The sequence below is a fragment of the Enterobacter sp. AG326 genome, assembly GCF_004362415.1.
Lineage (GTDB): Bacteria > Pseudomonadota > Gammaproteobacteria > Enterobacterales > Enterobacteriaceae > Enterobacter > Enterobacter asburiae.
Genome location: NZ_SNXG01000002.1, coordinates 723,642 through 747,046, shown reverse-complemented (window position 1 = coordinate 747,046; position 23,405 = coordinate 723,642). Strand labels below are relative to the sequence as shown.

General features: G+C 56.6%; 23 protein-coding genes. 8 read left to right on the top strand and 15 right to left on the bottom strand.

What is annotated here, in order from left to right:
• Positions 1-131 precede the first annotated feature (131 nt).
• The 3 genes from hxpB to DFO52_RS10610 all read left to right on the top strand — a co-directional run bounded on the left by hxpB (position 132) and on the right by DFO52_RS10610 (position 3,014).
• Positions 132-803 carry a hexitol phosphatase HxpB gene (gene hxpB / locus DFO52_RS10620; RefSeq protein ID WP_029740440.1) on the top strand — a complete coding sequence of 224 codons (672 nt, stop codon included), beginning with the start codon at positions 132-134 and terminating at the stop codon, positions 801-803.
• Positions 804-904: 101 nt separating this feature from the next.
• Entirely contained in the window at positions 905-1,495 is a 591-nt protein-coding gene (locus DFO52_RS10615; protein WP_014883483.1) for a metal-dependent hydrolase, read from the top strand.
• Between the two features lie 127 nt (positions 1,496-1,622).
• Complete coding sequence (locus tag DFO52_RS10610; RefSeq protein ID WP_029740442.1) at positions 1,623-3,014, top strand: L-cystine transporter; 1,392 nt, start codon at positions 1,623-1,625, stop codon at positions 3,012-3,014.
• A 48-nt stretch (positions 3,015-3,062) separates the two neighbouring features.
• Here DFO52_RS10610 and cedA read toward each other — a convergent pair whose 3' ends face one another.
• Positions 3,063-3,419, bottom strand: a complete 357-nt coding sequence (gene cedA, locus DFO52_RS10605) for a cell division activator CedA (protein ID WP_074166726.1) — start codon at positions 3,417-3,419, stop codon at positions 3,063-3,065.
• A gap of 86 nt (positions 3,420-3,505) precedes the next feature.
• On the opposite strand from cedA, the gene katE reads away from it, so the two are divergent.
• Positions 3,506-5,755: a catalase HPII gene (gene katE, locus DFO52_RS10600; protein ID WP_133550346.1), complete on the top strand. Its 2,250-nt coding sequence runs from the start codon at positions 3,506-3,508 to the stop codon at positions 5,753-5,755.
• Positions 5,756-5,816: 61 nt separating this feature from the next.
• On the opposite strand, the gene chbG is transcribed toward katE, so the two are convergent.
• The 7 genes from chbG to osmE all read right to left on the bottom strand — a co-directional run bounded on the left by chbG (position 5,817) and on the right by osmE (position 11,667).
• Complete coding sequence (gene chbG / locus DFO52_RS10595) at positions 5,817-6,566, bottom strand: chitin disaccharide deacetylase (protein ID WP_059346541.1); 750 nt, start codon at positions 6,564-6,566, stop codon at positions 5,817-5,819.
• Between the two features lie 11 nt (positions 6,567-6,577).
• On the bottom strand, positions 6,578-7,933 hold the full coding sequence (locus DFO52_RS10590; protein WP_069302673.1) for a 6-phospho-beta-glucosidase: 1,356 nt from the start codon (positions 7,931-7,933) through the stop codon (positions 6,578-6,580).
• A 109-nt stretch (positions 7,934-8,042) separates the two neighbouring features.
• Positions 8,043-8,885, bottom strand: coding sequence for a transcriptional regulator ChbR (gene chbR, locus DFO52_RS10585; RefSeq protein ID WP_071789366.1), 843 nt, complete (start codon positions 8,883-8,885; stop codon positions 8,043-8,045).
• Positions 8,886-8,890: 5 nt separating this feature from the next.
• Positions 8,891-9,238 (bottom strand): PTS N,N'-diacetylchitobiose transporter subunit IIA, encoded by a 348-nt coding sequence (gene chbA / locus DFO52_RS10580; RefSeq protein ID WP_023311284.1) that lies wholly within the window; start codon positions 9,236-9,238, stop codon positions 8,891-8,893.
• A gap of 47 nt (positions 9,239-9,285) precedes the next feature.
• The gene (gene chbC, locus DFO52_RS10575; protein WP_023311283.1) at positions 9,286-10,644 is read right to left on the bottom strand and encodes a PTS N,N'-diacetylchitobiose transporter subunit IIC; all 1,359 of its coding nucleotides are present in this window, start codon (positions 10,642-10,644) and stop codon (positions 9,286-9,288) included.
• A gap of 79 nt (positions 10,645-10,723) precedes the next feature.
• Complete coding sequence (gene chbB / locus DFO52_RS10570) at positions 10,724-11,041, bottom strand: PTS N,N'-diacetylchitobiose transporter subunit IIB (protein ID WP_008500676.1); 318 nt, start codon at positions 11,039-11,041, stop codon at positions 10,724-10,726.
• 281 nt (positions 11,042-11,322) lie between these two features.
• Positions 11,323-11,667 (bottom strand): osmotically-inducible lipoprotein OsmE, encoded by a 345-nt coding sequence (gene osmE, locus DFO52_RS10565; RefSeq protein ID WP_010430142.1) that lies wholly within the window; start codon positions 11,665-11,667, stop codon positions 11,323-11,325.
• Between the two features lie 232 nt (positions 11,668-11,899).
• Between osmE and nadE the strand changes: the two genes are divergently transcribed.
• Positions 11,900-12,727: an ammonia-dependent NAD(+) synthetase gene (gene nadE, locus DFO52_RS10560; protein ID WP_047648051.1), complete on the top strand. Its 828-nt coding sequence runs from the start codon at positions 11,900-11,902 to the stop codon at positions 12,725-12,727.
• Positions 12,728-12,905: 178 nt separating this feature from the next.
• Positions 12,906-13,784 carry an excinuclease Cho gene (cho, locus tag DFO52_RS10555; RefSeq protein ID WP_208110471.1) on the top strand — a complete coding sequence of 293 codons (879 nt, stop codon included), beginning with the start codon at positions 12,906-12,908 and terminating at the stop codon, positions 13,782-13,784.
• On the opposite strand, the gene ves is transcribed toward cho, so the two are convergent.
• The 7 genes from ves to DFO52_RS10520 form a co-directional block, all read right to left on the bottom strand.
• Entirely contained in the window at positions 13,762-14,319 is a 558-nt protein-coding gene (gene ves / locus DFO52_RS10550) for an environmental stress-induced protein Ves (protein ID WP_133550344.1), read from the bottom strand. The genes cho and ves overlap by 23 nt on opposite strands.
• 297 nt (positions 14,320-14,616) lie before the next feature.
• The gene (spy, locus tag DFO52_RS10545; protein WP_023311279.1) at positions 14,617-15,111 is read right to left on the bottom strand and encodes an ATP-independent periplasmic protein-refolding chaperone Spy; all 495 of its coding nucleotides are present in this window, start codon (positions 15,109-15,111) and stop codon (positions 14,617-14,619) included.
• Between the two features lie 338 nt (positions 15,112-15,449).
• Positions 15,450-16,415 carry a succinylglutamate desuccinylase gene (gene astE / locus DFO52_RS10540; RefSeq protein WP_133550343.1) on the bottom strand — a complete coding sequence of 322 codons (966 nt, stop codon included), beginning with the start codon at positions 16,413-16,415 and terminating at the stop codon, positions 15,450-15,452.
• 10 nt (positions 16,416-16,425) lie between these two features.
• Complete coding sequence (gene astB / locus DFO52_RS10535; protein WP_029740451.1) at positions 16,426-17,751, bottom strand: N-succinylarginine dihydrolase; 1,326 nt, start codon at positions 17,749-17,751, stop codon at positions 16,426-16,428.
• A complete protein-coding gene (astD, locus tag DFO52_RS10530) occupies positions 17,738-19,225 on the bottom strand; it encodes a succinylglutamate-semialdehyde dehydrogenase (protein WP_133550342.1) in 1,488 nt (495 codons plus the stop codon). Before astD ends, astB begins: the two co-directional genes overlap by 14 nt.
• Positions 19,222-20,256: an arginine N-succinyltransferase gene (astA, locus tag DFO52_RS10525; protein ID WP_121931294.1), complete on the bottom strand. Its 1,035-nt coding sequence runs from the start codon at positions 20,254-20,256 to the stop codon at positions 19,222-19,224. Before astA ends, astD begins: the two co-directional genes overlap by 4 nt.
• Positions 20,253-21,473, bottom strand: coding sequence for an aspartate aminotransferase family protein (locus DFO52_RS10520; protein WP_029742016.1), 1,221 nt, complete (start codon positions 21,471-21,473; stop codon positions 20,253-20,255). The genes astA and DFO52_RS10520 overlap by 4 nt, the downstream gene beginning before the upstream one ends.
• Positions 21,474-21,906: 433 nt before the next feature.
• Between DFO52_RS10520 and xthA the strand changes: the two genes are divergently transcribed.
• Positions 21,907-22,713, top strand: a complete 807-nt coding sequence (xthA, locus tag DFO52_RS10515) for an exodeoxyribonuclease III (protein ID WP_133550341.1) — start codon at positions 21,907-21,909, stop codon at positions 22,711-22,713.
• Positions 22,714-22,719: 6 nt separating this feature from the next.
• A complete protein-coding gene (locus DFO52_RS10510; protein WP_133550340.1) occupies positions 22,720-23,403 on the top strand; it encodes a TVP38/TMEM64 family protein in 684 nt (227 codons plus the stop codon).
• Positions 23,404-23,405 lie beyond the last annotated feature (2 nt).

Genomic DNA, 23,405 nt, shown 5'->3' with positions numbered 1-23,405 from the left:
GACGCGTTATTTGTGCCTAAGTCTACCTGCTGGTCATCAATTTCGCCCGCTCTTTAAAAGCAATATGCTAAATTGCAGATTGTGCTTAGCACGTATCGTCTGTCGAACACCCTGGATAAGGAGACGTTGTGATGTCGACACCGCGCCAAATTCTTGCCGCAATTTTTGACATGGATGGATTGCTGATCGATTCCGAACCGCTGTGGGATCGCGCCGAACTGGACGTTATGGCCAGCCTGGGCGTGGATATTAGCCGCCGTAATGAACTTCCCGATACGCTGGGCCTGCGCATCGATATGGTGGTTGACCTGTGGTTTGCCCAACAGCCGTGGGTAGGGCCCAATCGCGATGAGGTGACCGCACGGATTATCAGCCGCGCCATTTCGCTGGTGGAAGAGAACAGGCCGTTGCTGCCCGGCGTACGTGAGGCCGTTGCGCTGTGTAAAGCCCAGGGGCTGAAGGTTGGCCTGGCCTCGGCTTCGCCGCTGCATATGCTGGAAAAAGTGCTCACGATGTTTGAACTGCGCGACAGTTTCGACGCGCTGGCGTCCGCTGAAAAATTGCCTTACAGCAAGCCGCACCCGCAGGTCTATCTGGACTGCGCCGCAAAGCTGGGCCTGGATCCCCTCAACTGCGTTGCGCTGGAAGATTCCGTTAACGGTATGGTGGCGTCGAAGGCTGCGCGGATGCGCTCCATTGTGGTGCCCGCTGAAGAAGGCCGTCACGATCCCCGGTTTGCTCTTGCCGATGTGAAGCTTAATTCACTGGCAGAACTCACGGCGCATCATCTGCACGGAGGTTAACGCCCTCCTCCGGTTTGTGACAAACAGTTACACCGTCACCTCTTCCGCCTACTGTATAAAAACCCTATACTGTATGAATTGACAGTTTTGTGGGTTTTATCATGACGGCGGAAGGCCACCTGCTTTTTTCTATTGCGTGCGCAGTATTTGCCAAAAACGCTGAACTCACCCCCGTGCTGGCACAGGGGGACTGGTGGCATATTGTCCCTTCCGCCGTATTGACCTGTCTGCTGCCCGACATTGACCATCCTAAATCTTTCCTCGGACAACGCCTGAAGTGGGTGTCGAAACCCATCGCCCGCGCGTTCGGCCACCGGGGGTTTACGCACAGCCTGCTGGCCGTGTTTGGCCTGCTGACGCTTTTCTATTTAAAAGTGCCCGAAAGCTGGATAGTCCCCGCCGATGCCATCCAGGGGATGGTGCTGGGCTATTTAAGCCATATTCTCGCCGATATGCTGACGCCTGCGGGCGTGCCGCTGCTTTGGCCCTGCCGATGGCGTTTCCGTTTTCCCATCCTCGCACCGCAGAAAGGCAACCAGCTTGAGCGCGTATTGTGCATGGCGCTGTTTGCTTACGCCGTCTGGATGCCGCAAACATTGCCCGAAAACAGTGCAGTCCGCTGGTCATCCCAGATGATTAATTCGCTGCAATTTCAGTTCAATCGCTTTATTCATCACCAGATTGAACAGTAAACCGACAAAATTATCCCATTTGTCATAACCCATTCCATTTGGATATAAGCGCTACATCACACTTCTGCTAACCTTCCGCCAACAGGATCGGTAAAAACCGACCCAATAATAAATCAGGAGAACGGGGATGAATTTTCCACTCATCGCGAACGTCGTTGTGTTCGTTGTATTGCTATTGCTTCTCGCGCAGGCGCGCCACAAACAGTGGAGCCTGGCGAAAAAAGTGCTGGTTGGTCTGGCCATGGGTGTCGTATTTGGTCTGGCATTACAGGCAATTTATGGCTCCGATAATCCAGTTCTGAAAGACTCTATTCAGTGGTTCAACATCGTCGGTAACGGCTATGTCCAGCTGCTGCAGATGATCGTTATGCCGCTGGTATTCGCCTCTATTCTGAGCGCCGTGGCCCGCCTGCATAACGCCACGCAGCTGGGAAAAATCAGCTTCCTGACCATTGGTACACTGCTGTTCACCACGCTGATTGCCGCGCTGGTGGGTGTGCTGGTCACCAACCTGTTTGGCCTGACCGCAGAAGGCCTGGTTCAGGGTACCGCTGAAACGGCGCGTCTGACCGCGATTCAAACCAACTACGTTGGTAAAGTGGCTGATCTGACCGTGCCGCAGATGGTGCTCTCCTTCATTCCGAAGAACCCGTTTGCTGACCTGACCGGTGCGAGCCCAACCTCGATCATCAGCGTGGTTATTTTCGCCGCGTTCCTGGGCGTAGCGGCGCTGAAGCTGCTGAAAGACGACGCGCCTAAAGGCGAACGCGTGCTGACCGCGATTGATACCCTGCAAAGCTGGGTGATGAAGCTGGTTCGTCTGGTCATGCAGCTCACTCCTTACGGCGTGCTGGCGCTGATGACCAAAGTGGTTGCCGGCTCTAACCTGCAGGACATCATTAAGCTGGGCAGCTTCGTTGTCGCCTCTTATCTGGGCCTGGGCATTATGTTCGTGGTGCACGGCATCCTGCTGGGCGTGAACGGCGTCAGCCCGCTGAAATACTTCCGTAAAGTCTGGCCGGTACTGACCTTTGCCTTCACCAGCCGTTCCAGCGCCGCGTCTATTCCGCTGAACGTTGAAGCGCAAACCCGTCGTCTGGGCGTGCCTGAATCTATCGCAAGCTTCTCTGCCTCCTTTGGTGCCACCATTGGTCAGAACGGCTGTGCGGGTCTGTACCCGGCGATGCTGGCCGTGATGGTCGCCCCGACGGTGGGCATCAACCCGCTGGATCCGGTTTGGATTGCCACGCTGGTCGGGATTGTTACCATCAGCTCCGCAGGCGTTGCGGGCGTTGGCGGTGGCGCAACCTTCGCCGCGCTGATTGTGCTGCCTGCGCTGGGCCTGCCCGTGACGCTGGTCGCGCTGCTGATCTCCGTTGAGCCGCTGATCGACATGGGCCGTACCGCGCTGAACGTGAGCGGCTCCATGACCGCCGGTACGCTGACCAGCCAGTGGCTGAAGCAGACCGACAAAGCGATTCTGGAAAGTGAAGACGACGCCGAGCTGGCGCACCGTTAATCACGGTAGAAATAAAAAAACCGCCTGATGGCGGTTTTTTTATGGCTGTTATTCTTCAACCTCTTCATCCTGGCGGATCTGCATCGCCCACCGCTGCGCCGATTCCGGCACCGTAAACGTGGGTGAACGACGGAAGTGTTCGCCGATCAGCACGAAGGCCACGTATTTTCCCCGCAGCTGCCAGACATCGCGAAAACCCTCCACTTTCAGGGCATGGTCAGGCGGCGCGGGCTCAACGCGGGGCACATAGCTAATAACCTGGCGGTTTTGTTGACGAAGAGGTTTCATAAGCGACTGGTTCACTAAAGCAAATTCTTGAAGCAGGAAAATTCTATGATAGCCGATCCTGCTGCCTTCCGTCGCGCTCCGAGTGGGCGGGATGGCTCCTTTCGTCAATGACGGCATGTGAAAACTCTTAGTTCGCGAGCCATCTCGCGACATTGTTCTATCCTTAATAGGGTTTTTAGCAATGGATAAAGGAGAAGCGTGCAATGTCGAACAAAGATAAAACTCATCAATCACCGATTCATGGCACTGAGGAATCTCAACCGGGCATGGACTCTCTCGCCCCTGCTGACGGCTCTCACCGCCCCTCCCCTGGCCCTTCCGCACCGGGCGAACAACCTACCGCACCGGGAAGCATGAAATCACCGGACGCGGAAAACGAGAAGCTGAAATCGCTTGAGCCGCACCGCAAAGGCGGCGAAGGTTTTGCGCTCACCACCAATCAGGGCGTGCGCATTGCTGACGATCAGAACTCCCTTCGCGCAGGCGCGCGCGGGCCTACCCTGCTGGAAGACTTCATCCTGCGGGAAAAAATCACCCATTTCGACCATGAGCGAATTCCTGAACGCATCGTCCACGCGCGCGGTTCCGCTGCGCACGGCTACTTCCAGCCCTACAAGAGCCTGAAAGCGATCACCAAAGCGGACTTCCTCTCCGACCCGGACAAAATCACCCCGGTATTTGTTCGCTTCTCCACCGTACAGGGCGGCGCGGGTTCGGCAGATACGGTTCGGGATATTCGCGGCTTTGCCACCAAGTTTTATACCGAAGAGGGTATTTTCGATCTGGTGGGCAATAACACCCCGGTGTTCTTCATTCAGGATGCGCATAAATTTCCTGACTTTGTCCATGCGGTAAAACCGGAGCCCCACTGGGCCATACCGCAGGGACAAAGCGCGCACGACACCTTCTGGGACTACGTCTCCCTGCAGCCTGAAACCTTACACAACGTCATGTGGGCGATGTCAGACCGCGGCATTCCGCGCAGCTATCGCACCATGGAGGGGTTTGGCATCCACACCTTCCGTCTGATCAACGCCGAGGGTAAGGCCACGTTTGTCCGCTTCCACTGGAAGCCGGTGGCGGGTAAAGCCTCGCTGGTATGGGACGAGGCGCAGAAGCTGACCGGGCGCGATCCGGACTTCCATCGCCGTGAGCTGTGGGAATCCATTGAAGCGGGCGACTTCCCGGAATACGAACTGGGCCTGCAGCTCATACCGGAAGAGGACGAATTTAAGTTCGATTTCGACCTGCTTGACCCGACGAAGCTGATCCCGGAAGAGCTGGTGCCGGTTCAGCTAGTGGGTAAAATGGTGCTCAACCGCAACCCGGATAACTTCTTTGCCGAAAACGAGCAGGTTGCGTTCCACCCGGGGCATATCGTGCCGGGGCTGGATTTCACCAACGATCCGCTCCTGCAGGGACGTTTGTTCTCGTACACCGATACGCAGATCAGCCGTCTTGGCGGGCCGAACTTCCACGAAATTCCGATTAACCGCCCAACCTGCCCGTACCACAATTTCCAGCGCGACGGGATGCACCGTCAGGATATCGATACCAACCCGGCTAACTATGAGCCGAACTCGATTAACGATAACTGGCCGCGCGAAACGCCCCCGGCGCCGAAACGCGGTGGATTCGAATCGTACCAGGAGCGTGTCGACGGCAATAAAATTCGCGAGCGCAGCCCGTCGTTCGGCGAGTATTACGCCCACCCTCGCCTGTTCTGGAACAGCCAGACGCCGATTGAGCAGCAGCACATTATCGGCGGCTTCAGCTTTGAGCTGAGCAAAGTGGTGCGTACCTACATCCGCGAGCGGGTCGTCGATCAGCTGGCGCGCATTGATATTCAGCTCGCCCAGAGCGTTGCGGATAACCTGGGCATTACGCTGACCGATGAGCAGCGCAACCTTGCCCCGCCGAAAGACGTTAACGGCGTGAAGAAAGATCCGTCGCTGAGCCTGTATGCTGTGCCGGGTGGCTCGATTAAAGGCCGCGTGGTCGCCATCCTGCTGAACGACAAAACCCGCGCCAGCGACGTGCTGGGGATTATGCAGGCGCTGAAAACCCAGGGCGTGCATGCGAAACTGCTTTATTCCCGCATGGGGGAAGTGACCGCCGATGACGGCTCCGTGCTGCCGGTGGCGGCGACCTTTGCCGGGGCGCCATCGCTGACCGTTGATGCGGTGATTGTGCCGTGCGGGGATATAGACAGCCTGCTGACCAACGGTGACGCCGTGTATTATCTGCTGGAAGCCTACAAGCACCTGAAACCGATCGCGCTGTCCGGCGACGCGCGACGGTTTAAGGCGCAGCTGAAGGTGGCCGATCAGGGTGAGGACGGCATTGTCGAGGGCGACAACGTTGACGATGCGTTCATGACGAAGCTGTTTGATTTGCTCGCCGCGCACAGGGTGTGGTCGCGCAGCAGCAAGATTGATCAGATCCCGGCGTAAAAAATACTCTCACCCCGGTCCTCTCCCTGAAAGGGAGAGGGTTAGGGTGAGGGGGAATTTCTCACAAATCCCCGAACGTCCCCAACCGATACCCACGCTCGGCAATCGCATACTTCAGCGACGCCGACGTCAGCACGTCCAGCTCCGCCAGGCGCGGCCAGCAGTAGGCGCTTTTCCGCACGGTATTATCGACAAAAGCAGGATGCGCCATGACCTCCAGCGACTTTTCCCCCCGCGCTGCGGAATCATCCAGCACCTTCAGGAACAGCGCTTCGTCGATCTCGTCGCCGTAAAATGCGCTGCTGAACCCCTCCGTGGTGGTCACGGCGCAGTCGGGCACGCCGCGCGCCTCCCTGTCCACGCGCATCGCCACGCCTTTGCGCTGCGCAAACTCCGCGACAATCGGGAAAATCGCCGGGATCATATGCACGTGGTGATGGCTGTCGATGTGCGTCGGCGCCTTACCAAACGCGTCAATAAAGCGGTTGAACTGACGCTCCAGCTCGCCGGCAATCTCTTCGAGCGGCAGAGCATCCTGCTCTGCCAGTTCCCAAATCCATTTGCCCAGCTGGCCGTCGCGCGTCAGGCCCGGCATTGGCGAAAGCGGCATCCCGAGCGTCAGCACAAAATGCATGCCGACGCCCAGCTCAGGCACCTCGCGGCTCAGCTGCGCCGCGTGTTCAACCGCCTCGCCATTCACCAGTGCCGTGGTAGAGGTCACAACTCCCCGGCGACAGGCTTCAATAATGCCGTAGTTCTGGCCTTTCGAGAGGCCAAAATCATCAGCATTAACGATCAGCAGGTTTTCCATTGTGCGTCCTCTTAGTGGTGTTTGAACTTCAGCTTCTCGATCGTGGCGGCAAAGTTCGGCAACCATTTTTCATGCGCCAGGATCATCTCGCTGGCCAGCTGCTCCGCATCGCGGTCGGAATGCACCAGCGGGCTGAGGTTCAGCGCCAGAAGCACGTCATTGAGCTCGCCGCTCAGCGCCGCATTGCTTGCCGCAACTTCAAAGCCTTTGATGGTGTGGATCAGGCCCATGACCTTATCATCGAAGTGGGTGATGCGTGGATGCGGTTTAGCGCCATCGCGTCCCAGGATACAGGTCATCTCAACCGCCCAGTCCGCCGGGATGTTGTCGATATGGCCGTGGTGCGGCACGTTGACATAGTGCTCCGCCTGCTTGTCGTTGTAGATGGCGTTAATCACCTCGCACGCCGCATCGGAGTAGTAGGCCCCGCCGCGCTGCTCCAGCTCTTTCGGTTTGACGTTCAGGTTCGGATCTTTATACAAATCGAACAGCTGCTTCTCGACTTTCTGAACGATCTGCGCGCGCGCGCCGCCCTTATAGTACTCGCCCATTTCGATGGCCAGCATCTCTTTCTGCTTGAAGTAGTAAAGCAGGTACGAGCACGGCAGCAGGTTGAGCGAGCGGATCAGCCCTTCGCTGAACGGCAGGTCAAAGATGTTTTTCACCGATGCCGCCGTCAGGCGACCGGAAGCCACGCCGTCGAGCAGTTCGGCAAAGCGCGATTTACCGTTCACGATAACGTCTTTAATGAACACCATGTGGTTCAGGCCGAACAGGTCGATGGAAAGATCGTCGCTGTCGGTCAGCGCCAGCACGTCGCGGATAAACATCTTCATACCGATCGGAATATTACAGACGCCGATAAAGCGCTTGAAACCGGTATGACGATAGACCGCCTCGGTCACCATCCCGGCCGGGTTGGTGAAGTTAATCACCCACGCGTTCGGGCAGATCTCCTGCACGTCTTTGACGATGTCGAAAATCACCGGGATAGTACGCAAGCCTTTGAACAGGCCGCCCGCGCCGTTAGTTTCCTGCCCGAGATAGCCGTGGCTCAGCGGAATACGCTCGTCCAGCTCGCGCGCCTTCAGCTGGCCGACGCGCAGCTGGGTGGTGACGAAATCCGCATCTTTCAGCGCCAGACGACGGTCCAGAGTTTTATGCACGGTCAGAGGCACGCCCGCTTTCTCCACCATGCGCTTGCACAGGTCGAAAATAATATTCAGCTTTTCCTGACCTTCCTCAACGTCCACCAGCCATAATTCGCTGACCGGTAATTCATGGTAACGTTTCAGAAAACCTTCAAGTAATTCCGGGGTATAGCTGCTGCCGCCACCAATGGTTACGACTTTTAATTTCTTCTGCATAATATCTCCCTTAGCGTATCAGGTTAATCGCCTGCAAGGTATAGCGTACTCTTCCCGCTATTTGGGCAAGCCATTAAAGCAATATTTGTGGCGGGTAATCCGCCGAAAGTTAATTAATTACCGTCAAATTCTTCCGGTAACTGTTCGGTGTGAATGAAGTCAATTTTTTAAAGGTCTTAATAAACAGGCTGGGACTGCTGTATCCTGACTCGTATGCAATATCGGTGACAGAGTAGTTGGTAATTTCCAGCTGTTTCTTCGCAAAATTAATGCGGATTTCATTAATAATTTGCACGGGTGTTTTACGATAATAGCGCTGCGTCGCGCGGGTGAGATATTCCTGGGATTTCCCCGACAGTGACACCATATTTTCCAGCGCATTTTCGCTGAACTGGCCTTTATCGTGCATCAGCTCAACGGTGCTGCGCAGCCACTGTGGAATATCATCCGTCACCTGTTGCTCCTCACGATGATGGCGCAGCCGGTTCATCACGTAGAAGGTCACCGTTTCAATAAACTCATCAAATTCATTGTCGCGGAAGTTAAGCGAGGCGATAACCGTTTCAATCCAGGTCATGAACTCGTTTTTGACCCGATAGACCTGGGAGGCCACAAAGCAGAACGGCACCAGCGGCAGATAGTGCTTCTCAAAGAAGCGTCTGCTGACGCCCACATTCAGAATACGGGTGGCACCAAATTCGTAAAAGCTCTGGTGATAAGACCCCATCGGCAGGAAGACAAAATCCCCTCGCTCAAGCAGGACGCGCTTACCGTTGATCTCCTGGTAGTAGCGGCCGGTCAGAACAATCGTGAATTCGTAGTAGTCATGCTGGTGCAGACCGCTGGCGCTCTCCGTCTTGTTGTAGATAACCACGTGAAAATTTTTGCCGTTAAACAGCTGCTGTTCAAGTGCGGTTTTAATTTCCATCGTGCTGACCTCCTGCTGCGAAATCCGACTCAGTGCATTTTCTCGTGAAGCTCGATGAGCTCCGCCACCAGCTCACGCGCCAGCATCGAGGTCATCAGGTGATCCTGCGCGTGGACCAGCACCAGGCTGACCTTCATCTTCCCTTCGCCCTGATCGCCTTCAATCAGCTTTGTCTGCACCAGGTGCGCTTCGTTCAGCGCCGTGCGGGACTGGTCCATCATGGTTTTCGCCGCGGCGAAATCCCCCTGCTTAGCCTGCTTCAGTGCGGCATAGGCCAGGCTGCGAGCCTGTCCGGAGTTGATGATAAGCCCCATCACCACTTCTTCGAGATCGTTCTCGACGGCTTCGTCTGCGACAATACTATCCAAATCTAACATTTTTAAGCTCCTTGTGGCTGGCGCGGGCTTCCCCGCGCCGGTCAATCTTAGAATTTCAGTGAGAGGGCAATATCCTCTTCGCTCTCTTCTTCATCAATAATGGTGGCGGCTTTGTTGGCAATCGCCACGAACGGCATGTACAGCAGGGTGGCAATCCCGAGGTTGAATATCGCCAGCAGGAAGGCCGCGACGCTACCATTGGTGTTGAAGAAGGCGCCCAGGCCCGCCGGCATGGTCCACGGTGCAATGTTGGTGACCGGTGGAATGATGCCCATGTAATACGCCGTCAGGGTGATCGCGGCCAGCAGCGGCTGAATCAGTATGAACGGAATGAACATTACCGGGTTCATGATGATTGGCAGACCGAACAGAATCGGTTCGTTAATCTGGAAGATGCCTGATGGCAGCGCCAGCTTCGCGACCTGACGGTAGTCAGCACGACGAGAGACAATAAAGACCGCGATGATCAGACCCAAGGTCGCCCCGGTACCGCCCAGGAAGATATAGGAGTCAAGCATCGGCTTCGCCCACACATGGAAGGTTTTACCCGCTGCAAGCGCCGCGTCAACGGAGCCGTACTGCTGGTAAAGCGCAACGTTTTCCAGTGCCCAGGGGGTCATAATCCCGCTGTCCAGCGCGGCCAGTGCCAGTGAACCATGCACGCCAAAGAACCACAGCAGAGAGGTGAAAATCACATACGCCCAACCGACCACGCCACCCATCGACGCCAGCGGCGTAGAGATAGAGTCCATGATGATCTGGTGGAAGTTTGTGCCCCAGTGGGAGAGCGCCCAGGCGATAATCCCCATGATGGAGAGAATAATGAAGCCTGGAATCAACGCGGAAAATGAACGAGAAACGGAAGCCGGTACGCTATCCGGCAGGCGGATAACCCAGTTGCGACGGATAATAAAGGTGAACATTTCTGCCACCACCAGGCCGATAACAATACCGGAGATGATGTTGGCCCCGCCCAGCCAGTTGGCGCCAACGGCGTAGGCTTCACCCACGCTGTAAGGCGTTACGGTCATAAAGGCGGCGACGGATAATAACCCGGCAGCCAGCGGATCCACTTTACGCTCTTCTGCCAGTGCCATCCCAATAAAGAAAGGCGCCATCAGCGACATAATCCCTAACGTACCGTTATAGACGTTGCCGCCAATGGCTTTAAAACCATTAAGGGTTTCAATAGTGGAAGCGTCTAACCGAATTCCTAATGAATAAAAGAAGGAACCTTCACCAAAGCTCAGAAAAACGTTGTTAATTAAAACGAACATGGCCCCGGCCAACGTCAACGGCATTAATTTAATAAAGCCGTTTTTGATGGCATTAACGTGAGGCTGCTTTCCTATTTTAACAGCAAAAGGAAGGAGTACCTTTTCAAGTGAAGCGATGACTTTACTCATAGGAAAATACCCTTAAATGCCGTAACGCATGTTACGGCGTATTGTGTGTGAAATAACTCTTTGACGGGAAAAATAAAAATTAATTAGCAGCTTTTTTAATGGCTGCCACAGCAGCTTTAAGAACACCTAAACCATCAATCTTGCCGTACAGCCCCGAGTCGATCACTTCGACCGGTTTATTGGGTAACAGTCGTTGAATTTCGGGCAACATATAGGCAATTTGCGGCCCCAGTAAAACAACATCGGCTGTCTGGCCTTTTTCGCCCGCCAGCGTCTCTGGAAACGCTTCAATCACCACAGGGACTTCATACTTTTCAGCCTGCGCACGCATCTTTGACACCAGAAGCGACGTTGACATGCCCGCTGAGCAGAACAGGTAGATATGTTTCTTTTCCATCGTGATTTCCCTCTTGTATGACTACCTGCCATCGCGCTATCACTCGACTCGCTGTCCCGGCAGACAGGTAGCTTGCGTACTGTTGTTTATCGTTGGAGTGAGTATACGCAATGGTACAGACAGGGGATAATTCTGGATAGACTCAAATTGTCTCTCATTGACCTGGCTTGTTGACTCCCTTCACATTTCGGGCAAATAATTCGCGCAAAGAAATAAGATTTTCTGATGCATAAAAAAACCGGCCCATGGGCCGGTTTGTTAACATCCTCAGGCAAGCAGGGTTACTGCGCCTTAGGTGCCTGCGGATCGGTGTCGTATTCAGCACAGGTCTGATAGCCGGAGTTGATCACATGACCGGTATCATCCAGGGCGACGAAGTAGGTTTCTGCCTTACCATCACGTTGACCCAGGATATAGGTCTGGCAGGTCCCTTTCGCATGAATCATGGTCACTTCAGAAGAAGGTTTACCGGCAATCGCAGCAACCTGCGAACGGGTCATGCCTTTTTTAACGTCTTTTACTACGGGCTGCGTAAACTGATCCTTAGTGCGATCGTAAGCCGTACACCCTGCCAGCATAGTCAGTACCGCCGCTGCGCTAAGAATTCCTGCTACGTTCTTGTTCATATTCCGTCCTCTTGTTTATCAGCGTGTTATCTAAGCATGGGATAAAAAGTACTATTGTTCAACTTTGTGGATTACACCAGACGAATTTCGGAAAATTCTAATAAAACAACGATAACCTGCTAAATCGGCGCAAATTAGCGCACTCGAAACTGTGATCCTTGTCGTTTCTCGCCCAAAGGGTTAGTTTTAACAGCTAACACATTCTGTTTATGTACTGCATATGGAGGGCGTGATGGCTCTGCAACAAGAGATTATTCAGGCACTGGGCGCGAAGCCTACGGTAGATGCACATGAAGAGATCCGCCGCAGCGTGGATTTTTTAAAATCGTACTTAAAAAAGAACGCGTTCCTGAAATCCCTGGTGCTGGGCATCAGCGGCGGCCAGGACTCTACCCTGACCGGTAAACTCTGCCAGATGGCGATTTCAGAGCTTCGCGAAGAGACGGGCGATGAGAAACTGCAGTTTATCGCGGTGCGTCTTCCTTATGGCGTACAGGCGGACGAGCAGGATTGCCAGGATGCGATTACCTTTATCCAGCCTGACCGCGTGCTGACCGTGAATATTAAGGGCTCGGTGCTGGCAAGCGAGCAGGCGCTTCGCGAAGCGGGCATTGAGCTGAGCGATTTTGTTCGCGGCAACGAGAAAGCCCGCGAGCGCATGAAAGCGCAGTACAGCATCGCCGGGATGACCAAAGGCGTTGTCGTCGGCACCGACCATGCGGCAGAAGCGATCACCGGTTTCTTCACCAAATACGGCGACGGCGGCACCGACATTAACCCTATCTTCCGTCTTAACAAGCGTCAGGGTAAGCAGCTGCTGGCCGCGCTGGGCTGTCCTGAGCATCTGTATAAGAAAGCGCCAACAGCGGACCTGGAAGACGATCGCCCTTCCCTGCCGGATGAAGCGGCCCTTGGCGTCACCTATGACAACATTGATGATTATCTGGAAGGCAAAAAGCTGGATGAAGGTACCGCGAAAATCATCGAAGGCTGGTATCTGAAAACCGAGCACAAGCGCCACACGCCAATTACGGTGTTTGACGACTTCTGGAAAAAATAAAGCAAAACGGTAACCAGGTTACCGTTTTTAGTGTTTGCGCCCTCTCCCGTGGGAGAGGGTTGGGGTGAGGGCATCAGGCCGCACGTCCTGGCCGGGTAAGGCGTAGCCCCCACCCGGCTCTTTTTTAACCACCGCACTCCTGCTACACTGTATGTCTGAACAGTATATGGAGCAGTATGTGAGCAGGCGTCAATCCGCCCCGCGTCTTGAGTTTGAACCGGCGGCTATCTACGAATATCCCGAGCACCTTCGCCCCTGGCTTGAGGCGCTGCCTAAACAGCCGGGCGTGTACATCTTTCACGGTGAAAGCGACACCCTGCCGCTCTATATCGGCAAGAGCGTTAACATTCGCAGCCGGGTGTTATCCCATCTGCGTACGCCGGACGAGGCCGCCATGCTGCGCCAGTCGCGACGCATTACCTGGTTCCAGACGGCGGGAGAAATGGGCGCGCTGCTGCTGGAGGCGCGGTTGATAAAAGAACAACAGCCGCTGTTCAATAAGCGCCTGCGCCGCAACCGTCAGCTCTGCTCCCTGCAGATCAACGATGGCAAGCCGCAGGTCGTCTACGCGCGCGACGTCGATTTTTCTCATGCCCCGAATCTCTATGGGCTTTTCGCCAATAAGCGCGCCGCGCTCCAGGCGCTGCAGACGCTGGCGGACGATTTACAGCTTTGCTACAGCCTTTTAGGTCTGGAGGCAACCACCCGCGGACGCGCCTGTTTTCGATCCGCGCTGAAGCGCTGCGCCGGTGCGTGCTGCGGGAAAGAGAGCGTTGAGGCGCATCACGCCCGGCTTCTCACCGGTCTGGCGGCCATCAGCGTGAACTGCTGGCCCTGGGAAAGCGCCGTTGCGCTAAAAGAGGTGGGCGAGGCAATGACCCAGTATCACATCGTCAACAACTGGCTCTGGCTGGGCGCTGTCGACGACATCAACGACGCGGCAACCCTGCTGCGCACGCCCGCCGGATTTGACCACGATGGCTATAAAATTCTCTGTAAACCGGTCCTGGCCGGAAAGTTTGAGATCATTGTGCTCAATGACCCGGCAGCCACGTGATTTCGCTGAACAATAAGGTGCCCTGAGCCTCCAGCAGACGCAGCGTATGGGTACCCTCCTCCCAGCTGGCCCCCTGCTCGGCCGTCAGCAGTTTATCGCCCAGCTGCCACGCCCCGCTTAGCACGAACACCACCCCCCCGCGTGAGCCAAAGGTGGTAAAGGTTCGGTCAGCAACGCGCACCTTCGCCCGGCAGCAGTCGCGCCGGGTCATGATGTTAAAGTCCATCGCCATCCGCCCATCACAAAGCAGCGCTTTCACCGGCAAATCGCCGGCAAAACTGTAGGGCTGATGATGCTTGAGAGTATGGGAGAACGCCTGTCCCGCATCCAGCGTCACCTCTCCCCCTTCCAGCAAGGTAATCACCCGGTCAACACCGGGAAACGAGGAGAATTCGCCGTTGCTGGCAATCGTCGCGATACTGGCACGCCAGTGAAAATCGCGCGTCGCGGGAGGGAAGCAGCAAATCTCACGCGTTTCGCCAGCACCATTGCGCCAGAGGCTGACCGGCATCTTACGGATATCAAAGAACTCCATCACCACTCCTGAATGGCACAACCCGTGCCAGGGCAAGGATATCGCTATCGTTGCTGTCTTGTTTGTTATCGTTGGGTATTCACAGAAACAGTATCGGCAGCAGAGCGGGCAGGCCTTAGCGGAACGTTAATAAAAATTCTAACGCCATGACTGTGCAAACATTCTCTGAAGCGACTACAGGAGGATACCGCGCTGGCGGCGGCAGGCAAGAGGGCAGGAAAGAAAAACCGCCGGTCCTGTCCACAGCGGTTGCGCTTTTGTGGACAGGATCCCGGCGGTCTTAAGAGTGTGAACCGATTATTCGGTTGGTGCTGGCATTTTACCTTCCATCGCCGGACGTTCTGTCAGACGCTTCTCAAAATTCGCATTAAATTGTTTTTTCTGTTCCGGGGTCAGAATGTTGTAGATCTTGTTCTGGGTTTCCATGTGAGCCAGCATGCGGGCTTTGTGCTGCTCGGCCATTTTGTCGATCTGCGCTTCGGCTTTCGCCTTATCGAAGCTGTCGCTGGCGATGATGTCATGCATCGCACGGCGCTCTTCAAGCGGAGGACGTTTCATCTGGTCGCGTTCGCCTTTTCTGATGTCGCGGATCTGCTGCTTCTGCGCATCCGTCAGGTTGAGATCCTTAAACATCATCATCTCGTTGTGCATACCCGGACCTTTATGATGCATCATCATTTTGCCTTCAGCAGGCGCGGCAGTCGTAGTGGTCGCAGTATCTGCGGCGAACGCCATGCTGGTAGCGCCCAGAGCCAGGGTAGAAGCAACAAACAGTGCAGTAAACTTACGCATAATTTATTTCCTTTCTTTCAGTTATTCTTCGGCGCTATGCCGTGTTGACGAGATTAACTTTACGGGGTTTATCGTCAATTAGTCAGAGCAACGGTAAAACAATGAAAGTGTAAAAAACAAATTTCCGTCAAATGTGGAGGAAATAAGGATAAAGCGTGGAGAGTTGCAACAAGAAATATTCAATGCGATGATTTTAAAGAAATTTAGCAGAAGTATAGCGAAGTGCAGATCAATAATAAAGCAATTCACCAGGAATATTCTGCAAAACAAGCGCAAGCGCTTTAATCGTTAAGAAAAGTTTTTTGCTTCCCCCTCCCTGATGATGAGAGGGGAAAGGTTCAGGATATTTTTTCCAGCATCAACCCGGCCCGCAGGCCAAACGCGACGGTGGGGTTAGGGAATAAAACATACTCGGTGTTTTTCTGCACCTCGTAACGTTCCTCGCCATCCTCAGCCAGCAGCGCCCCTTTGCGGAACGGGGTGAAGTTCAGGGTGTGCGCGGCCATATGGAGCAGGAAGGCATCGCTGCGGCGCGTGATCTGCTGTACGACCCGATACCGCTCAACGGGCTGATGCGCGTGCTCGGGAGCCGTTCCTCCCAGCAGCGCCCGAAGGGCGAGATGCGTAGGCGCAAAGCGGGTCAGATCGTTCTGGCCGAACGGCAGCGCTTTTCCCAGCTCCAGCGTGCAGGCCAGCGCAGCGAAACGTTCACAGGTGAAATGGGTAAACGTTCCGCCCGGCGACTGATGAAATACCAGCGCCTCCAGACCGGCATCACCCAGCCAGCTCAGGAACGCTTCATCCCACGGCTGACTGCGCTGCGGCAGAACGCCGAAGCGAACGTGGTAGGACGCGCGGATTGCCGTATGCAGATCCAGATGCCAGCGCGCCGGTCCCGCGGCGGCAAAAAACGCGGTCACGACGCTCTCCAGCCACTCTGCCCGCGCCGTTTCATCGCTCTGAGGAAACTGCGACCAGCGGCCGCCGAACATGCGGTTAATGTCGCTCACCAGATAGCGTTTGTTTTGCGCCAGCGCAGGTGGATTGCCGAGCACCACCAGCACGCGGCACTTCAGGGCGATCTCATTGCGATACAGCGCACGCAGCAGCAGATCAACAATCTCAACGGGTGCGGTTTCATTCCCGTGGATACCCGTGGAAAGCAGCAGCGAGAGATCGCTTTTGACGGTCGGCATCAGCTCAAGCACCCCGCGCCCCAGCCACCGCCAGCGAAACGAGGGGCCGTCCCCCTCTTTCTGTTCCGGCGTCTCATCGGCCAGGGTCAGCGCCAGTAAATTTTCCATATCCACTCCTTTAGCGCTGGAACGGGTAAACCGATCCCAGCTGCAGGATTGTCGATAACGCGTCCAGCGCCTCGCGCCCTTCACGCAGAAGCTGCGGGTCAACCAGATCCGCCTGCGTCAGACGATCGCGATAGTAGCGATCGACCCAGTCATTCAGCCGCGTAAAAAGCGTATCGTTCATCATGACCGCGGGGTTCACCGCCTGCATTTCGTCCTGGGTCAGGACCACGCGCAGACGTAAACAGGCTGGACCGCCGCCGTTAGCCATGCTTTCGCGCAGATCAAACACGCGCAGTTCGTCAATCGGGTTATCGGCCTTGACCAGCTCCGTCAGGTAGCGCCACACGCCTTGATGATCCCGGGACTCCTGCGGCAGGACCAGCATCATTCTGCCATCGTCACGGCTGAGCAGCTGGCTATTGAACAGATACGTTTCTACCGCGTCCTGCACGCTCACCGCCTCCGTGGGCACCTGGACTGGCGTGAAGCCGCGCACGCGCTCATGCAGCGTGGCGAGCAGCTTCTCCTGATGAGCAAACGCCTGCTCGTGGCAGAACAGCACCTGGCGGTTAGAAACGGCAATCACATCGTTATGGAACACGCCCTGGTCAATCACATGCGGGTTTTGCTGGGCAAAAACCACCTGGGAAGGATTGACCTGGTTCAGGCGAGCAACCGCCTGGCTGGCCGCCAGCGTCTGACGAGCAGGATAACGGGTTGGCGCGGCGTGCCCCCCCTCTTCTCGCCCGTAGATAAACAGCTGCAGGCCCGGATCGCCATAGTCGCCCCCCAGGCGGTTATGGTTGGCCGCGCCTTCGTCGCCAAACATCGCTACCTGCGGCAGAGCCTGATGCACCTCAAAATGGGCGTCATGGTTGAAAATGGCGCGCAGCACGCGCTCGGTGGTTTCCGCTTCTGTAGCGCGGTGGAATTTGTTGTTCAGGTTCGCCACCGTCAGATGGACTTTGCCATCCAGCGTGTCGGCTGACGGCGCGACGGTCGCGGCGTTTGCCACCCACATCGAGGAGGCGGAGCTTGCCGCGGAGAGCAGGTGCGGAGTCTGCGTACCCGCTTTTTCAACCACCTGCTCATCGGTACCGCTAAAGCCGAGCTGACGAAGGACTGCCACGTTCGGGCGTTCCTGCGGCGGGATCACCGCCTGCGGGAAACCGGCATCCGCCAGCGCTTTCATCTTCAGCAGCCCCTGCTTCGCCGCCAGCTTCGGGTTGGAGACCTGAAAACGGTGCTTCGTCGAGGCTTCATTACCAAAAGAGAGACCGGCATAGTGGTGCGTCAGCCCCACCAGCCCGTCAAAGTTAACCTCACGCGCTTTCATGACGATCCCCTCCGGTAAAATCCAGCCCCGGATTAAGCGTCTCCGGCAGCGTCAGCGCCGGAGTTTCCAGGCTTGCCATCGGCCACGCGCAGTAATCGGCGGCATACCACGCGCTGGCGCGATGGTTGCCCGACGCGCCCACGCCGCCGAACGGCGCGGTGCTCGCGGCCCCGGTCAGCGGTTTATTCCAGTTCACAATCCCGGCGCGCGCTTCCAGCAGCAGTTGGTCAAACTTCTCGCGATGCGGCGAAATCAGCCCGCTCGACAGGCCGTAGCGGGTGTTATTCGCCATCGCAATAGCCGCATCGAAATCGTCGTAACGCCAGACGCAGAGCAGCGGGCCAAAGACCTCTTCGTCCGGCACGTTGCTCGCGCTGCTCATCTCTACAATGCCCGGCGTCAGCAGCGAGCTACCCGGCTGAACCTGCTTCGGCTCCAGCAGGGTTTTCGCGCCGCGCGCGACGTGGTCCTGCCAGGCCTTCAGCACGTTCAGCGCGGCCTGTTCGGAAATCAGCCCGCCGATAAACGGCTGCGGATCGGCATCCCACGCGGCAGGCACCAGACGCGCGCTCACTTCAACCAAACGTTTCAGGAAGGCATCCCCCTGTGCGCCCCGCTTCACCAGCAGACGGCGGGAACAGGTGCAGCGCTGTCCGGCGGTAATAAAGGCGGACTGAATCGTCAGGTGCACCGCGGCGTCGATATCGTCAGGGTCTTCCACAATCAGCGGGTTGTTGCCGCCCATCTCCAGCGCCAGGATTTTCTCCGGCTGCCCTGCCAGCTGGCGGTGCAGCTGATAGCCCGTACCGGCGCTGCCGGTAAACAGCAGGCCGTCGATATCGCTCAGCGCGCTCAGCGCCTGACCGGTTTCCCGCCCGCCCTGCACCAGGTTCAGCACGCCCGGCGGCAGGCCGGCCTGTTCCCACAGCTTAACCACCGCTTCGCCGGTGAATGGCGTGAGCTCGCTCGGTTTGAAGATGACGGTATTGCCCGCCAGCAGCGCAGGCACAATGTGGCCATTCGGCAGGTGTCCCGGGAAGTTATACGGGCCAAATACCGCCAGCACGCCGTGCGGACGATGGCGCAGCGTGGCCGCGCCGTCCGGCATGTCGGTGTGCTGTTCGCCGGTACGGGTGTGGTACGCCTTGACCGAAATGGCGATTTTGTTGATCATCGCCGTCACTTCGGTTGTCGCTTCCCAGCGCGGTTTACTGGTTTCAGACGCGATGATGCGCGTCAGTTCGGCCTTATTTGCCTCCAGCAGCCCGGCAAACTTTTCAACAATTTCCTGGCGCACGGCGAAAGGCTGTTTTGCCCACGCCGGAAACGCGCGGCGCGCGGCGCGGCAGGCTTGTTCCACCTGCGCGGCGCTGGCGTCATGCCCCTTCCAGAGCACCTCTTTTCCGACCGGATTGGTCTTTACGCGCTCTTCGCCTTCGCCCGTGACCCAGTCACCGTTAATCCATAATGTCATGCTGTTTTCTCCTCAGGGCAGAGACGCACCAGGCGAATCGTATCGCCGGCGTTACATTTCAGGGCATCCAGTTCTGCAGCCGTCAGCACCAGACGTTCACATTTCGGGTTGGTACGCACCAGCATGGCGCGGAAGTTGGCGTAATTTTCGTTCGACACCAGACAGGCGGGCCAGTCACCCGGCGCGGGCTGACCTTCAGAGACCTCAACCAGACGGCTTTTACGGATCGCGCGCACGCGGTCGATATCGCACTCAAGCGTTGGGCCGCCGTCAAAGATGTCGACATAGTTCCGGTAGCGGAACCCCTCTTTTTCCAGCACCGCGCGGGCGGGCGCGGTCTGCGGATGGACTTCGCCAATCACCGCCTGCGCTTCCGGGCTGAGGAAATGGGTATAGATAGGATGCTTCGGCATCAGCTCGGCAATAAAGGCTTTCTGGCCGGTGCCGCAGAGATAGTCCGCCCGGCTGAACTCCATCGAGAAGAAGCGCTCGCCCAGGCTCTCCCAGAACGGCGAGTAGCCGGTGTCGTCGATCACGCCGCGCATCTCAGCGACCACTTTTTCGTTAAAGCGATCGCGGAAGGCGGCCATAAACATAAAGCGCGATTTGGAGAGCAGATAGCCGTTGCCCTCTTTGCGCCACGCCGGGTCGAGGAACAGCGTGCAGAGCTCGCTGGCGCCCGTGTGGTCATTGCAGAGAAACAGCGTGGGCAGCGCGTTGTAGACGTTCAGCTCTTTCGAGGCGTGAACCATGGTGCCGACGCGGTAGTTGTACCACGGGTCGTTAAGCCCGACGGCCACTTCAATGGCGCAGATCCCGGCTACGGTCCCCGTGTCGGTGTCTTCCAGCACGAACACATACCCCTGTTCGCTTTTTGGCAACGTCCCCTGCCAGGTTTGCAGGGCGCGCTCAATGCGCGCCGACAGCGTTTTTTCATCGGCGGGAAGCGAGGTCAGCCCGCCCCCCGTCTTACCGGCAAGCTGCATGAGCCCGGCGAGATCGCCGCGCTCAACGGGACGGATGACCATCATGATGACACCCCGGATTTCACTTTTTCACACGCCAGCGCAAAACGGTCCAGACCGGTTTGCACCTCTTCCTCGCTGACGATCAGCGCCGGCGCGAAACGCACCACGTTGGCACCGGCAATCAGCACCATCACGCCCACTTTTGCCGCTTCCTGTGAAATAAGTTTAGCTTTCCCGGCAAACTCAGCGGTGAGCTCGCAGCCGATTAACAGCCCCAGACCGCGAATTTCTTTAAACAGCCCCGTTTTGCCGTTGATGGCATTCAGGCGCTCGACAAACCAGTCATGACGCTGCTTAACGCCTTTCAGCACCTCAGGCGTGTTGATGATGTCCAGAACCTGCCCGGCGACGGCGGTGGCCAGCGGGTTGCCGCCGTAGGTGGTGCCATGGGTACCCACGGTCATCACGCTGGCGAATTTATCGGTGGTCAGCGTCGCCCCAATCGGGAAGCCGCCGCCCAGCGCTTTGGCGGTCGACAGCACGTCCGGCGTCACGCCGTAGTGCATATAGGCATACAGCTCGCCGGTGCGGCCCACGCCGGTCTGCACTTCGTCGAAAATAAGGACCGCGTTGTGGCGATCGCACAGCTCGCGCAGCCCCTGCAGGAAGGCTTTTTGCGCCGGAAGCACGCCGCCCTCGCCCTGCATCGGCTCGACGATCACCGCACAGGTGGTGTCGTTAATCAGCTCGCTGGCGGACTGCAGATCGTTATAAATGCCGTGACGGATATCCGGCGGCAGCGGGGCGAAATCCTGCGAGTAGGAAGGCTGGCCGCCCGCGCTGACGGTAAAGAGCGTGCGCCCGTGGAAGGCATTTTTAAACGCCACGATGCCGCTCTTGTGGGTACCAAATTTATCGTGCGCATATTTGCGCGCCAGCTTCAGCGCCGCTTCGTTGGCTTCCGCCCCCGAGTTACAGAAAAAGACTTTTTCAGCAAACGTCGCGTCGATCAGTTTTTTGGCCAGGCGCAGCGCAGGCTCGTTGGTAAAGCCGTTGCCGGTATGCCAGAACTTCGCCGCCTGGTCATTCAGGGCCTGACGCAGCGCAGGGTGCGCATGACCCAGCGCGTTGACCGCAATCCCACCTGCAAAGTCGATATACTCTTTACCCTGCTGATCCCACAGGCGCGAGCCTTCCCCACGAACCGGAATAAAAGCCGCCGGAGCGTAAACCGGCATCATCCATTCATCGAAATTTTCACGCGTAATTGACAGAGACATAGCGACCTCATCCGGTAAATAAAAAGTTATTTGAATGTTAAATAATTGAGTGTTTGCACTGTGAATGTAGATTGCAGCCTTCGTGCCAGCCAGCGATAAAAATGCATAAACGGGTTGGGGTAACAGAATATCAATAAGTTACGATATGGAGTTATTCACTGTTAGTGCATAATAAGTGAATATTTTTACGACAAGCGGCGCTTTGCCGCATGAAAATCAGAAAGAGTATGCACAGGCCAAATATAATTCTGGAATTGTGATCGCTCGCGAAATTTATCGGTCATTTACGCCCTGTTTGAGGGCGAGGCGCGTCAGAATGGTGCAAATATTGCACCACCGACATTATCTGTCGCAGTTATTGGTCGAACCCGGTAACAGTTGACGCAAATTCTGCTACCATCCATGCACTATTCACCTTGCACTGGCAGCGACTATGAAATTTGTCTCTTTTAATATCAACGGCCTGCGCGCCCGCCCCCATCAGCTTGAAGCTATCGTTGAACAACATCAGCCAGATGTGATCGGCCTGCAGGAGACCAAGGTTCACGACGATATGTTCCCCCTCGAAGAGGTGGCGAAGCTCGGCTACAACGTCTTCTATCATGGGCAGAAAGGCCATTACGGCGTTGCGCTGTTGACCAAAGAGACGCCAGTTTCAGTCCGCCGCGGGTTTCCCGGCGATGACGAAGAAGCACAGCGCCGCATCATCATGGCGGAGCTGCCTTCCCCGCTGGGTAACATCACAGTGATTAATGGTTACTTTCCCCAGGGCGAAAGCCGCGACCATCCGACCAAATTCCCGGTCAAAGCCAAGTTTTATCAGGATCTGCAGAACTACCTGACAACCGAACTCAACAAAGACAATCCGGTGCTGATCATGGGTGATGTGAATATCAGCCCGACCGATCTGGATATTGGCATCGGTGAAGACAGCCGCAAACGCTGGCTGCGTACCGGCAAATGCTCCTTCCTGCCGGAAGAGCGCGAGTGGATGCAGCGCCTGCTGGACTGGGGGCTGGTGGATACCTTCCGTACCGCCAACCCGGACACGCAGGATCGCTTCTCGTGGTTTGACTACCGCTCAAAAGGCTTTGACGACAACCGCGGCCTGCGTATCGACCTGCTGCTCGCCAGTTCGCCGCTGGCAGAGCGCTGCATCGAAACCGGGATCGACTATGAGATCCGCAGCATGGAAAAACCGTCTGACCACGCGCCGGTGTGGGCTAAATTCAAGCTGTAATGACGCGTGAACATTCGAAAACTCGCTTTACTGTGCGCCCTTCTGGGCGCATTTATTCTGACGTTTGTCATGCTTCCCCCAGGCACGCTCTCCCTGGAAGGGATTAAAACCCACCAGCAGGCACTCCTCTCCCATGTTGACCACGCGCCGCTGCGAAGCGCGCTGATCTTTTTTGCGCTCTATGTGGTGGTCTCCGCTCTGTCGATCCCCGGCGCGGCGATCCTCACCCTGCTGGGCGGGGCGTTATTTCCCCTGTGGGAAGGCACCGTGCTGGTCTCGTTTGCCTCCACGCTCGGAGCCACGCTTGCGATGCTCGCCAGCCGTTATCTGCTTCGCGAATGGGTCCAGCGTCGGTTTGCTCAGCAGATGAAAACGGTGAACGCCGGTATGGCGCATGACGGCGCGGGCTATCTTTTTGCCCTGCGCCTGATGCCGCTGTTCCCGTTTTTCCTGGTGAATTTGCTGATGGGGCTGACCCGCATTGGCGTATATCACTACTGGTGGGTCAGCCAGGTCGCCATGCTGCCCGCGACGATTGTCTTTCTGAATGCCGGGCGCGAGCTGGGGAAAGTGGCGTCGCTGCGCGATATTTTGTCGCCGGGCATGCTAATCGCCTTTACACTACTGGGGTTATTGCCGCTGGCCACGCGCCGGCTGTTTTCCCGTTATCTCCCGTCTGCTAAAAAGTGAGG